General features: G+C 38.4%; 9 protein-coding genes. 8 read left to right on the top strand and 1 reads right to left on the bottom strand.

All coding sequences use genetic code 11. From position 1 onward, the window contains the following. The first annotated feature begins 58 nt into the window (after nt 1–58). From QS795_RS05585 to QS795_RS05615, 7 genes are all read left to right on the top strand, one after another. Nucleotides 59–427 carry a hypothetical protein gene (locus tag QS795_RS05585; protein ID WP_286272735.1) on the top strand — a complete coding sequence of 123 codons (369 nt, stop codon included), beginning with the start codon at nt 59–61 and terminating at the stop codon, nt 425–427. Beyond that, nucleotides 428–709, top strand: coding sequence for a hypothetical protein (locus tag QS795_RS05590; protein ID WP_154604242.1), 282 nt, complete (start codon nt 428–430; stop codon nt 707–709). 331 nt (nt 710–1,040) lie between these two features. Beyond that, the gene (gene aphA, locus QS795_RS05595) at nt 1,041–1,754 is read left to right on the top strand and encodes an acid phosphatase AphA (RefSeq protein ID WP_154604241.1); all 714 of its coding nucleotides are present in this window, start codon (nt 1,041–1,043) and stop codon (nt 1,752–1,754) included. A gap of 366 nt (nt 1,755–2,120) precedes the next feature. Beyond that, nucleotides 2,121–3,848: a L,D-transpeptidase gene (gene ldtD / locus QS795_RS05600; RefSeq protein WP_286272738.1), complete on the top strand. Its 1,728-nt coding sequence runs from the start codon at nt 2,121–2,123 to the stop codon at nt 3,846–3,848. A gap of 314 nt (nt 3,849–4,162) precedes the next feature. After that, nucleotides 4,163–4,711: a peptidoglycan L,D-endopeptidase MepK gene (mepK, locus tag QS795_RS05605; protein ID WP_286272740.1), complete on the top strand. Its 549-nt coding sequence runs from the start codon at nt 4,163–4,165 to the stop codon at nt 4,709–4,711. A 39-nt stretch (nt 4,712–4,750) separates the two neighbouring features. Continuing rightward, complete coding sequence (locus tag QS795_RS05610) at nt 4,751–5,398, top strand: MBL fold metallo-hydrolase (RefSeq protein ID WP_132494500.1); 648 nt, start codon at nt 4,751–4,753, stop codon at nt 5,396–5,398. Nucleotides 5,399–5,617: 219 nt separating this feature from the next. After that, complete coding sequence (locus QS795_RS05615) at nt 5,618–10,705, top strand: anthrax toxin-like adenylyl cyclase domain-containing protein (protein WP_286272744.1); 5,088 nt, start codon at nt 5,618–5,620, stop codon at nt 10,703–10,705. Between the two features lie 3 nt (nt 10,706–10,708). On the opposite strand, the gene QS795_RS05620 is transcribed toward QS795_RS05615, so the two are convergent. Next, a protein-coding gene (locus QS795_RS05620) for an IS3 family transposase (RefSeq protein WP_166685554.1) occupies nt 10,709–11,877 on the bottom strand; the annotation gives its coding sequence in 2 pieces (ribosomal slippage) (nt 10,709–11,628 and nt 11,628–11,877; 1,170 coding nt in all). Nucleotides 11,878–11,923: 46 nt separating this feature from the next. Here QS795_RS05620 and QS795_RS05625 point away from each other — a divergent pair. Next, a complete protein-coding gene (locus QS795_RS05625; protein ID WP_318627020.1) occupies nt 11,924–13,924 on the top strand; it encodes a calcium-binding protein in 2,001 nt (666 codons plus the stop codon). Nucleotides 13,925–13,980: the final 56 nt, after the last annotated feature.

The raw sequence follows: 13,980 nt of genomic DNA on the forward strand, positions 1-13,980 counted from the left end.
CAATTGAAGAGCCTAGTCCTTATAGGCTCTTTTTATACGCCTTGATTGCGCATCTGATTTGGATAAAGCAGTTAAGAATCCTAATCTTGGAAAAGATCTTTCGAATTCAGATAAAGTTGAATTAGGTGGTACTAGTTCGGGGGCGCCTAATGGCTGGGAGCCAGATAATAGTACCAATGAAGGAAAATTGAGTGTCTCTGATCGACGGTCGATCAATTCGCTAAGGGAGCAAATAAGATCACATGAAGAAAAACTAGTAGCTTACAGGCGAAATCCGGAAGCTTTTGATAATCAAGGATACCTTAAAAATGCACCTAATGATAAAATTAGACAACGGATTATTGATGGAAGAATTAGACATTTAGAACAAGAAATTAAAACGTTTCAAAAGAATATAAATCAGATTAATAATACGAAAGGGCAATAGATGGACATAAATCTCAATGTACTTGAAGATGCAATTCATTCGATTTTTGAAGAGATGAAAAAGAATGACATAGAGAGTGTCAAACTGGATTCGGATTTTTATTGGAATGTTCCTTCAGATGCTCTTTATGATGTTTATAATGAGCCTAAGTTAGATGTAGGACAGTTGGAAGATGATTATGACGCTTTACTTAAAGCCAAGGAGAACGAAATTTTAGTGCGTTACAACTTAAAAAATATCGCCGCTATCCTTCGTTATTTAGCAGAAAAAGAACCTAACTAATTTAGTCCATATATTAGCGAGAGCCTAAATCCCAATAGGCTCTTTTTTATTATAGTTACTGAACATGGTGTGTAGCGATTTGATTGGTACCGCCTGTTGACTGTGGTGGTTAACAAGCACTTGGTGGTGAAACACCTCTACATGCCAGATAAGGAAAAGTGGACAGTATTACCTCATGCTCGATTCTTTGTTTTTATTATCTTCATTTCCCTTTAAATCATTAATAGATGACTGCAATGAGATTTGAATCTCATTTTTATGTAATGAAAACTTTTATCATTGCAGCCCGTGAGGAGTTAATCACGAAATAAAACTATTATAAGGATCGAACATGAAGAAAATCACACTAACGTTAAGTGCAATTGCATTAGCGCTGAGCTTTACGGCAACATCTCAAGCCAAAATTCCAATGCCAGAAACAGTCAGTACTGGAGTCACTGTTGCGGAATTAGCGGCACAACAACCAGTTCATTGGGTCTCTGTTGAACAAATTAAACAGAGTTTAGAAGGCAAAGCGCCAATGGCGGTCGGCTTTGATATCGATGATACCGTTTTATTCTCAAGCCCTGGTTTCTACCGTGGAAAACTTGAATTCTCCCCAAATGATTTTAGCTATCTGAAAAACCCTCAATTCTGGGAAAAAATGAATAATGAGTGGGACAAATTCAGTATGCCAAAACAAGTGGGCATCGATTTAGTTAAAATGCACTTAGAGCGTGGTGATAAAGTTTACTTTATTACAGGCCGTACACAGACTAAAACTGAAACTGTGACTCAATATGTGCAAGAAGGATTAAGAATTCCTGCAGATAAAATGAATCCAGTCATTTTTGCTGGTGATGAACCCGGCAAAAATAATAAAGTAAGCTGGATGCGTGACCATAAATTAACTATCTATTATGGTGATGCAGATGCGGATATTGCTGCGGCTCATGAGTTGGATATTCGTGGGATCCGTATTCTCCGTGCATCAAATTCTTCTTACCAACCGTTGCCGAAAGCGGGGCGCTTTGGTGAGGAAGTGGTTATCAACTCAGAATATTAATATTCGATAACAAGTTAGTTAAAGGCGATTATTCGCCTTTAACTAACAAAATAGTGTTTATTTCTTGATGACGCATTTCAGCGATTTAATATAACTTATATTAAATTAACTCTATTGAAAGAATAAAAACGTCAATATTTGATATGTTATATCGTTTAGCTTTGGTGGAAAACGCAAACAATTCTATTTCTCATACTGTCTTATAAATAGCACTTATTTCGGATCACCTACCTCAATAACTTTTTTCATCAATAAAGACAAAATTAGTCAATTCCTATAACATTCTTCTCAGAGTTAAATATAATCAAATAGTGTCACTATAATAAAAAAATAATGTTATCCATGTAGTAACTTTAAGGTGGATGTATGGCAAAGAGAAGAGTGAAAGCTCTGCAGATCTCAGTATTATGTGGGCTGATGGCGATGCAATTCCCGGCATTTTCCACAGCAGAAAATACGCAGCAAAGCAGTATGGAAATTCAACAACCTCAATCAGTTGTCGCTGAAGAGGTGAGTAAAGTTACGACAAAAGAGAGCTTGGAAAAGCTTAACGCTTCTTTACCATCAGAAACTAAACTGGTGTTTGCGGAGCAGTTGGCGAAAATTTATGCCGACAGGCAAATGCAATTGTTATGGCAAGATGAAACAGCAATTAGCCAGTTTCAACAGCAATTAGCTGAGCTTGCTTTAGCTGGTTTCCAACCTCAATTTAGCGAATGGTTAGTTTCATTGGAAAATAGCCAGCTGAGCGAAATGGGGCGAGATGCTATTTTATCCGACGCTATGTTGGGTTATTTACAATATCTGTCTTCCGTTGAGTCGACGGGGCAATATTGGCTATACACCAGCCGCCCTTATAAAATTATCGCACCGACCGCGGCACAAATGAAACCATGGTTAGAGGCTGAATCTGAACATCGTTTGGGTGAGTGGGTGAAGGCTCAAGCACCGAAACACGCGATGTATCAACCGATGCGCAAAGAGATGCTAAAACAGCTCGCGTTACCAGAAGATACGTTAGAAATTACGGGTACGAAAGCATTAAAACCGGGTCAAGCCAGCGATGATGTCATTACGCTCCGTGAGATTTTAGTGCGTGATGGATTGTTGGAAGCTGCTGCGGTCGGTGAGGCCGTTGATGCATCCGCACCGCCAGAAGAGATCAATAAAGTCACCGCCAATGCCCGAGTGTATAGTGATGACTTAGTGGATGCAGTGAAAAAATTTCAGCTTCAATATGGTTTAGAGGCCGATGGTGTGATTGGTAAAGGCACGCGCGTTTGGCTCAATATGCAGCCAAAACAAAAAGCGGGGCTGATGGCACTGAATATTCAGCGTTTACGGATTGTTCCTGAAAGTAGCGGTACAGGAATCTTGGTGAATATCCCTGCGTACACATTGGATTTTTATCTGAATAACGACATCATTTTGGATTCGAAAGTGATTGTTGGGCGTGCAGATCGTAAAACACCAATTATGAGCAGTGCATTGAATAATGTGGTGATTAATCCACCTTGGAGTGTGCCAACCAGTTTGGCGCGCAAGGATATTGCACCGAAAGGTAAAATGGATCCAAGCTACTTTAGCCGTAAAGGATATACGGTTTATTCAGGCTGGGGGCAAGATGCCTATGAGATTGACCCTTATTCAATCGACTGGGAAAATATTACACCTGCAAATTTCCCTTATCGCATTCGCCAAGCGCCAGGCTCAAGTAACTCTTTAGGGCGTTATAAGTTTAATATGCCGAGTTCAGACGCGATTTATCTCCATGACACACCAAACCATAGCCTGTTTAATAAAAACGCTCGAGCCATTAGTTCTGGTTGTGTTCGTGTGAATAAAGCGAGCGAGTTAGCAACGATTTTATTAGGTGATGCAGGTTGGGCACAGACTCGTATTGATGGGGCATTAAAAGAAGGTTCAACGCGTTATGTGAATATTCCTGACCGTATTCCTGTATATCTATACTATCAAACCGCGTGGATTGATAAAGATCAGCAACCGCAATATCGGGCGGATATTTATCAATATGATGGCAGTATTGATAACGCTGAAAAATATCTTCCTGCAATCAAAGCGATTTTAAAATAGTGATTATTAATCGAGGGGCTTAGGCTCCTCGATGCTATTTTTTGCATTAATTCCTAAATCTTCCTAATAATTCCGTTTTAGTTCATTTGCACATCGAATGCATTGTGCTTATATATAATCATCGGCAATGAGTTGGGGCCGTCTTAAGTCGGTGCGTATAAGTGATTTCACTCACCTTTTTGCATAAAAGTGATGAATTTTCCTTAATTTACGCAATTCTTTACATAATTATACATTAAAGCTAAATATCCTTTGCTAGACTGATGAAGTTGAAATGTATATTTACTGAATAATTAATACCTGAGTTATCACCTATGGATATGATTGATCAAAACCGCAGAAAGTGGTTGGGAATTGGTGCAGCCGCAATCGGTCTGGGACTATTACCTAATCATGTATTCGCTGCAATGAGTACGCCACGCCCAAGAATTTTACGTTTTCAGAATTTAAATACGGGTGAATTTTTAAAGACCGAATTTTTCGATGGTCGCCGTTATAATAAATCTGAATTAGCTCGCTTAAATCACCTTTTCCGTGATTATCGCTGCGATAAAGTGAAAACCATTGATCCTAAATTATTTGACCAAATTTATTTGCTGCAGATGATGATGGGAACCAATAAACCTGTTCAGCTGATTTCGGGTTACCGTTCATTAGAAACCAATAATGAATTACGTCGTAAAAGTTCCGGTGTAGCGAAACAGAGCTATCATACCCGTGGGCAAGCGATGGATTTCCATATTGAAGGCTTGCAGCTAAGTAACATCCGTAAAGCGGCATTAAAAATGAGTGCTGGCGGTGTGGGCTATTATCCGAAAAGCAATTTCATTCATATCGATACAGGTCCAGTGAGAACATGGTAATCTGTGCATAGGTGACACAGATTATGGAGTGATTGTTCGATGAAATATACTATTATCCCAGTAACCCCGTTTATGCAAAACTGCCAGGTTATCTGGGATGAAACCTCAATGAATGCAGTGATTGTTGATCCCGGTGGTGAGGCTGAAAAGCTGATTGCCGCTATTGAAAGCCGCGGATTAACATTAACGAAAATCCTACTTACCCACGGTCATTCTGACCATATTGGCGCCTCAGCCCCCCTTGCAAAACATTTCGGTGTACCGATTTATGGTCCGCAGAAAGAAGATGCTTTCTGGATTGAAAATCTCGCTGAGCAAAATGCGATGTTTTATATCGGTGATTGCCCTGATTTCACACCAGATCATTGGTTAGAAGAGGGGGATAGCATCACGTGTGGAAATATTCAATTTGATGTGCTGCATTGCCCTGGCCATACACCCGGTCACATTGTTTTTGTGAACCATGCTGACAAACTCATTTCCATGGGAGATGTGTTGTTTAAAGGTGGCGTTGGGCGCAGCGATTTCCCTCGAGGCAATCATCAAGATCTTATCGCATCGATTAAAAACAAGTTGTTGCCTCTCGGTGATGATTACCACTTTATTCCGGGGCACGGTCCGATGTCCACATTAGGACATGAACGGATTAGTAATCCTTTCTTGCAGGATGAATTACCAGTTTGGTGATTATTCCATAGAGGCTTATATTATTTTTTAATAAGGAAACCCCGATAAGGGGTTTTTTTATGTCTATAAAATAGCGTTAATATAAATTGATATTAAAGTCTGTCTTAATTGTATTTAGTCTATCTAGCTAATTTTTATTTATTTGATATTTTTAATATGGTTCTAATTTAAATTGTAATTAAATCATTTTATAAATCACTATTTTAAAAAAGGGAATTTATGAAAAAAAATCATCTTTCCGTGAGTTTTAATCAGAGAGACTTTATCAATTATTCTACTGATACTAGAAGTCAATGGCAGAAATTATTTTTTAAAAGAAAAAATGCAATAAATATAAATAAAATGACTGCAGTCAATGGCATAAATTATGCAAGCTCAGGAGGGTACTGTTATGGGTTTTCATATGCCTTTTTAGCTTACAGCACGATAGATGAAAATGAAAAATATTTTAATAAAATGAATGAGTTACTATTGATAATTAATAGTAACTCTGAAAGTGAAAATCCAATTGATAAAGTAAAAAATAAAGCCTTAAAGATGCATTCTACAGTGTTATTTAATGAATTAATGAGGGATGTGATATTCACTCAGGGCATTGAAATGAATTCGGGCATTGAGGGAGATTTACTCAATAAAGGATTTGATTACCCCATAGAGGGGGATTCATTGATAAGTTATATGAGTAAATCAATTGAAAAAAATAAAATAGCATATGGAATTTATTATCGAAAAAATGAGGTGGCCAAAAAATATATTGATTATATGTATGAGTTGCAAAGAATAAAAATTAATGATTTCTATAATGCACTTAATAAAGAACCTGTATTTTTTGAGAGAGGTAAAGGCGCAGAGCTATTGTCAGATCCTTGGTTTATGTCATTTTATAGAAAATTTCATAGTAAAAAAGATGTGATAGCAAATGACTTTACACTTGATGATGCCAATTTTTTTAGAGAAATGGTGTCTAAGAGTATTCAGTGGGAGAACTATCATCAACAAGAACGATTCAATTCAAATCATGGGATAAAGCTTAATAGTTACCATCATAGTTACTTTGATAGATCTAAAGCTAGAACAGAAATAACCGTCACTAAATTTATAGATAAAATAAAAAATCATACTAAGATGAGTAGAGAACAACTATTATTTGAGTTCTCTAGCCCTAATCACACAATGGCAATATCCATTAAATATAATAAGAAAACTCGGTCATGGGATTATATGTTCTTCGATCCTAATATAGGGATAATAAAAAATTATAACCAGAAAAATTTTGGCGAATTTCTTCATCAATATGTTAGTGAAAGAGCAAGATTTTACTTATTTAAAAGTGAAAGCGACGATTTTTTGATTGAATTTAGCCAGTTCGACAATGTTAAATCTATAAAAAAAACCTTAAAAGGAATTAACATTAATGACCTTCATATGACGGAAACTTTACTCCTCACTGAGAATGGGGAGACACTTTATTTGGATGAAAATAGAGAGAATAAATTAAAATATAAAAAACTATTTTTTGATAGTGAATTTGTTAAGGTTAAACTGAATCTAAAAAATAAATCAAAATATATTTATACCGATATACTTGATGTGACAGAGTTAACTTCACTTATCAATACAAATTTGGATTCACTATCAGAATTATCAGGGGATATCGTGATTTCACAAAGTGGTAGTAAGGTTTATTCGGTTGATAAAAATTTTGATGTTAGTAGATTAAACAATATATCAATAAAAGAAAATCAACGAGATTTAATTAGCAAGGATTATACTAGTGTTAATTTACATTTAAAACCATTAACAGACAAGAAACCTTCGATTCTCTCAGGGATTCCTGCTTCTCATCAACATTCTATTAATCAAGTTGCGAATGACGAAAATATTATTATTGGTATTCGTCCTGTCGATCTTAAATCAACAAATTTAATTGAATCAGGAAATTACAGTAGCAAAGGTTTAGCTATCAAAGGAAAAAGTTCTGATTGGGGACCTCATTCAGGGTTTATTCCCATCTCTCAACAGTTTGCTAAGAAATCAGCGAGGGAGGATGTTGATAAATACAATCAATATATTCAAAAATCCCTTAATGAGGAAGTTGCTCATCCCGTTGTGCTTGAGATTTCCTCTGAAAGAGTCAATGAGCTATTACAGCATAAAGCTATTTTGCCCTCGAGAGGTATCAATGGGCTTGGGTATAGTGAGGTAATATCATTACTTGATGGAAAAGAGATAGCTTTTTACCTAAAAAAATCGCCCCTCGAAGATGGCGGGCTTTGGCAAGTTTATCATCAGGAAGATGGGGAAATAAAACCATTCTATGTTGTTGGTGATCCGAAAACCGGAAAAGCGATGACGGCTGATTATGATCTTTTTAGCATTATTTTTCCAATATCAGAACTAGAGCATTATGCCAAAGTGTCAGAAATGCCAAATTGGAATGATTGGAAGTCTGGCTTAAATTATGAGGAATTAACACCACGTGAAAAAATGCTTTACGTAAATGAAGCTGAATACAATAAACAAGAAGGCCGAGATAACGGTATAACAAATAAAAAAATAAAAGAGATAAAAAATAAATTAAATAAAAAGCTAAATAGAATGGATGGAATGGAGCTAATCCATCATGGTTCTGATGATGCGAACCCTGCCAGTATAATGAAAGATAATTTTCCACTCACTTTCTTTTTGCCAGAAAAGTTAAAGGGAAAAAATAGATTACTAGGATCATCTGAATCTATTGATAGTTATTTTCCTATGAATAAACAAGGCGCTATCATTATTAATGATGAGGCGCAACTTTCTAATTTTATACAGCTTTTGATTAATCAAGGTTATCGAGCGCCTTTGAATAAAAAATGGAGTGAGGGTGATAATGGGCAGTATTTTGATCCTAAAAGAAAAATTTCAGACAGCTTTATTGAAGGGCGTATTGAGATAGCAAGAAAGAAAAGTTTAGCGAATGATCTAAATGACCATTTTAGGAATGACGAGACTCTCAAAAGTGACAGCGCTTATGATAAACAAATAGAACATATTCTTGGTAAGCCGATCGCTCAACTAGATGAGGGATTCGATGATATCTATTTTGCTGGACTAAAACAGCATAGTGCGTCTTTATTAGCAGGGGAGTCATCTCTAGCCACTGACTCAATTGATACATGGTTAGACCCAATGTTGAAATATCGACTTGCTAGAGCTCAAGATGCGGAAACAACAAGAACCATAAAGCCAACAGAATACAGCTATAATGTGATTATTCAGCTTGAGGGGGATGATGCGTCAACAAATGCAGTAGCAAATGCATTTTCTAAACACCCAGATGACTCAATGGTTATTCAATTCAATTTGAAAACGAAACAATACAAGATTTTGTACGGTGATGTTTCCAAATTAGATTCTGGAAAAGTGAGATGGATAACGGTGGGGCATGGAGATTATTTTGGGAGTAACCAGCCAACATTATATGCCAAAGTGAATGCGAGGCAGTTTTCTGATTCGATTCATTATTTACAAAAGAAAGTGCTAAATAATACTAAACCATCCAAACTGGTATTAATGGGGTGTAATTTAGGACGTGGTGGAATTAATGAAAATTTCGCATTAAGTGTAACCTCAGCATTATCTGAACATAATTTGAATATGCCAATTACTGCCTATAATCGACTACTTAAAAACATCTATTTAGGAAATAAGTTTGTTAAAGTTGATGGGGATAGTAATGATTCTGTCAGCACGAAAGGGTATAAATTTATTTATCAGTTTAATACTGATACCCAGCAAGTCAGAATAAATAAGAACTCATCAACTTTGTATTTCATCAATGAATTACGTCGTGGTGAAATTACATTATCACAATTGAATAATAATCTTGATCTTGATCCGCTAGGTGCATTTAGAGATGCGGATACACGACAGCTTGATTTTGATTTGATTAAGAAAGTGGCATATAACCCAAAGGCCTATGAGTTATTTGTTAGCGAATTGAAACAGCATCAAGGTGTTTTACCTGACAGCTTTCATCGTCATTTTTCTAAGCGACTCAATGAACTTGGGATGAAATCTATTCCAATATGGAAAATGGTGAATACGACCAAGATACAGCAAATTGCAGCGACTCATGTCGTCACTGAAGATGCTCCATTATCTGTTGTTATTCGTGTAGTCGGTGATCCTAAAGGGAGACAAATAGCAGAACAAATAGCCGCAAAAAATGAGAAAAATACCATTATTTTTCAGATGGATGTCGACAATAAAAAGTGGACTATTGAATATGGTGAGTCCGAGATACCCTCGTTAATTGAAAGCCAAAAGCCCGTAAAATGGACGGTTATTGGGGATGCTGAGGTTATTAGAAAGCCAACACAAAATTTATTAGCAGGGTTGGTTGCGGTAAAACAAAAATACCCAGTGATGTCACCGGAAAGTATTTTCTTCCATTCTATTGGCCCTCACACGCTCACAACAAGTGCTGAACACCATCAGTTTGCAGCAGATTTATCTGCTCATTTAAAGCAGCATGGCGTGAATGCTTCGGTCATAACCCAGTTTACCCGTGAAACCGTTGTACCCACTAATAATAGGTCCTTTATCAATTCAGATAGCTCAGTGCTTAGCCAAACTAATCATCAAAAGGTGCAATCTTTACTCGAGCGCATTGCTTTAAAAGAAATTGATGTGAATAGAATTCAACTCACTGAGCATCCTTATATGGCGGCGTATTTTGGGGACGAGGCTGGAGGGATAGATGCCAATAAAATTAAAATTGCGATTAATGATCCATTACTCAATGTGCAGATAAATCGTTATCTTTCCCATGAGTTAACAGAGAACAAAGTGGATTTTGATGCGTTATTTTATTCGCCTACGGCCGCGACATTGCAGGGGCAAGCCGCTGAACTAAGAATCATTTTGCAAGGCTTACATCATGACCCAACCATGATTAGTCACTTAAGCGAGCGTTCTCTTGCACAATTAAAAGTACTGTACCCTTCAATATATGGGCCTAATCGTAGTGAAATAATGGCATTAGTGACAAACACCAATGCCTATACACGGCTTAATGATGAATTATTAGCGCTCAGTAATCTTCAGGTTGATAACCTTGATAAGGGCGGTTTAACGAATTTATCTCTCGAGCAGGCATTGCAACTCTATCGAGATGGTCAACGGCAAAAACATCAACAATTTAGCAAGCTTATTAATCAAAGGAATCTTCATCCAGATGGGGGGCAAATTAATCTAATTAATCATGGATGGCTAAGATACGGAGACTATTCTTCTGCATTCGATCAAAAGATAGGACTGTAGTGGTCAACTAAAATTGGCCACGGTTTTAGAGTTTTTCCGGTATTGGTTTTCTGATTCGTTTGGTGGTAATCCACCGTTATATTCATGCGGCCTGACTTCGCTGTAATACCCGACGATATAATCCGTTATTGCATGGGCTGCTTCACTGAAGCTGATGTAGCCGGTCACCGGCACCCACTCATTTTTCAGACTTCTGAAGAAGCGCTCCATCGGGCTGTTATCCCAGCAGTTACCACGCCTACTCATACTTTGTTTTATCCGGTATCGCCACAGTAACTGTCGGAACTGCCTGCTTGTATAGTGGCTACCCTGATCACTGTGGAACATGAGCCCGGATGGCTTATTTCGTATTTCCCATGCCATTTTCAGCGCTTTGGTTGTCAGTTTGCTGTCCGGAGAAAATGACATTGCCCAGCCCACGGGTTTCCTTGCGAACAGGTCGAGTACAACGGCCAGGTATGCCCAGCGTTTACCGGTCCAGATATACGTTACGTCGCCGCACCATACCTGATTGGGCTCTGTCACTGCGAACTGTCGCTCAAGGTGGTTCGGGATAGCAATGTGTTCATGACCGCCACGTTTATACCGGTGAACAGGCTGCTGACAGCTCACCAGCCCCATCTCCTTCATTAGCCGTCCGGCAAGCCATCGTCCCATCCGGAAGCCCCTGTGTGTTGCCATTACAGCGATACTTCTTGCACCTGCTGAGCCATGACTGAGGCCGTGCAGCTCCTGAACCTGACTACGTAATACGGCTCTCCTGCCGTCCGGATTGTCAGGCCGGTTTTCCCGGTATCTATAGCTGCTGCGGTGAACTCCGAACACGCAGCAAAGAGTGGCCACAGGATAATGCGCTCTGAGTTTCCCGATCACCGAGACCTGTTCAGGGAGTCTGACATCAAGAGCGCGGTAGCCTTTTTTAATATTTCGTTTTCCATTTCAATACGTTGAATTTTTTTCTTCAGCTCACGTATCTCAATTTGTTCCGGCGTGATAGGGGATGCTTTCGGTGTTTTGCCTGCCCGTTCGTCCCGTAATTGCTTTACCCACCGCGTCAAGGTGGAAAGCCCGACATTCATGGCTTTCGCGGCATCTGCAACTGTATAGTTCTGATCCACAACCAGCTGGGCTGATTCACGTCTGAATTCTGCACTGAAATTTCGTTTTTTCATTAAGGCACCTGTGTTGTTCTGAGGTGAGCATATCACCTCTGTTCAGGTGGCCAAATTTATTAAACCACTACAACATGATGGATTTATCCTAACGAGTGAGTTACCTCAATTGCCCGTAGACACTTCATCTGTTTATCGCGACAAGCTATTCAATATCCATTATTTACAAGTTAATGATCAACTTCACCGTTCCGATAACAAAACTTTTTTGATTGATGAGGTCAAAGGCGAATTCGTTATTGATGGAAAGCATACCTATGTTTCCTCTACATGGGGAACGTTATTACCCTTGGGAGCGGCAAAAAATTTAACCTATAGAGGTAATGAAAAAAATAACATTGTTTCTCATGTTACGTCAGGCAGCCAAATAAAAGTGAGTCTGGGGCAAGATGCCTATCAAATTAGCCAATTAGACTACGAGCATGGGGATATTATTTTTGATTTCTCAGAAGTTAATCATCAATACACCGATCAGGATAAAGTCATTTTATTGTTGCCGGTTGTGAATGGCTATCAATTAAAAATGGAAGGCGCTCGGTTGGTATTAAAAGATAGATTTTTGCAGACACAACTGGCTATTCAATTTAAGCAGTTTAATGAAAAAACAAGCAATGCAGTTTTAATACAAGATAAACATGGTCATTTATTTACCGTTAATTTAAATGATGGGCAGGGAACCATTACACCATTAATAACGGTAGCTGAATCCACTGACGACAATGACAAAATTATTGTCCCTCATGGTTATATTTCTGAACAAAGAGTGATAGACGGTCAGGATGGGGATGATGTGATTATTGACAATAGTGTAATGAGCCATGTCCTGCTGGGTGGTGATGGCGATGATACCCTCAGAGCAGAAAACGGGCACAATGTTCTCTATGGTGGTGCAGGCGTTGATTTCTTGACCGGAGGGACGGGACAAGACTTATTGCTATCGGATCACGGAACGGATGTCTTGATGGGGGGAGCGGGTGATGACCATTATCTTATTGATGGAAACAAAAGCGGCGTCACTTACATCGATGATACTCAGGGGAATAATCAACTATTTTTGCTTAATTTTGACGCTCATTTTCTCACTGAAACCGATGCTGATGGACATACTTATCATATTTATTTTTCGAGTCATGAACATTTTGTACAGATTAAGCAACCTAAAGAGGGCAGTGATAGCTCGGTGAAAGTTCATTTACTCGATGAACCTCCGGAAGCCTTTCAAGCGGCACTCAATAATGGATTTGAGTCATTGGCACAACATTTCGCTAATAAACTCACGACGGCACAAAAATTAGGCCTAGCAGAGGATTGGAAGCCAGCTAATGAGTTATATGTTTTACAGAAAAATATTCCTAAGCCTATTCAGCTAACATCACGTGTCGATATCTTGCATCTCACAAATGAGACTCCTAGAGGCCAATGGTTTATTGATGCGCTAGCGGATAATGATCTCATTAGTGATCAAAGTAAACAGGGCCGTATTGTCAAAGGTGGCGATGGAAATGACGTGCTGCTGATGGTAGGAGGGGAAAATGTTTTGTGGGGTGGTGAGGGTAATGACATTTTGCAAGGAGGAGAAGGGCAAGATGTTCTGATTTCAACTCGGGGCGACGATAGGCTTATGGGGGGAATGGGAAACGATCTTTATATTATTAATGGTAATGCACAAGGCAGTGTGACAATTGAGGATTACCATGGGGTGAATCAGGTGGTGTTGATTAATTTCAAACAGACGCCGAAGTTTACTAAAGTATCCGATGATATTTCTAAAATGATGTTTGAATCAGAAAATGGACGTAAGGTTTCTATTCTATTCAAAGAAAATCCAATGAATGTTACCAGTATGTTGGATGTGAAACATATTGATAATCACGCGGCTTTTTCTGCTCAAGAGATGGATAACACCTTTGATCTTTTAGTTCAACGACTCGTTGAACAGCGTGTCGAGTATGAACACAATTTTGATTTAGCCGCTTCGCCGGCACATAGGCAAAATCGTTGGGATACTGTTTTACATACTCAGCAATTTTTAAATAATTTCTATTAGGCTCGAGCATAAAAAAACACCCCAAGTTGGGGTGTTTTCAATGTATATAACTCTAA

The organism is Providencia zhijiangensis (assembly GCF_030315915.2).
Classification (GTDB): Bacteria; Pseudomonadota; Gammaproteobacteria; order Enterobacterales; family Enterobacteriaceae; genus Providencia; species Providencia zhijiangensis.

Excerpts from the sequence above, each read along its gene's own strand:
- QS795_RS05590 (WP_154604242.1), top strand. The coding sequence starts at position 428 with ATGGACATAAATCTCAATGTACTTGAAGATGCAATTCATTCGATTTTT.
- QS795_RS05615 (WP_286272744.1), top strand. The coding sequence starts at position 5,618 with ATGAAAAAAAATCATCTTTCCGTGAGTTTTAATCAGAGAGACTTTATC.
- QS795_RS05610 (WP_132494500.1), top strand. The coding sequence starts at position 4,751 with ATGAAATATACTATTATCCCAGTAACCCCGTTTATGCAAAACTGCCAG.
- mepK (WP_286272740.1), top strand. The coding sequence starts at position 4,163 with ATGGATATGATTGATCAAAACCGCAGAAAGTGGTTGGGAATTGGTGCA.
- aphA (WP_154604241.1), top strand. The coding sequence starts at position 1,041 with ATGAAGAAAATCACACTAACGTTAAGTGCAATTGCATTAGCGCTGAGC.
- ldtD (WP_286272738.1), top strand. The coding sequence starts at position 2,121 with ATGGCAAAGAGAAGAGTGAAAGCTCTGCAGATCTCAGTATTATGTGGG.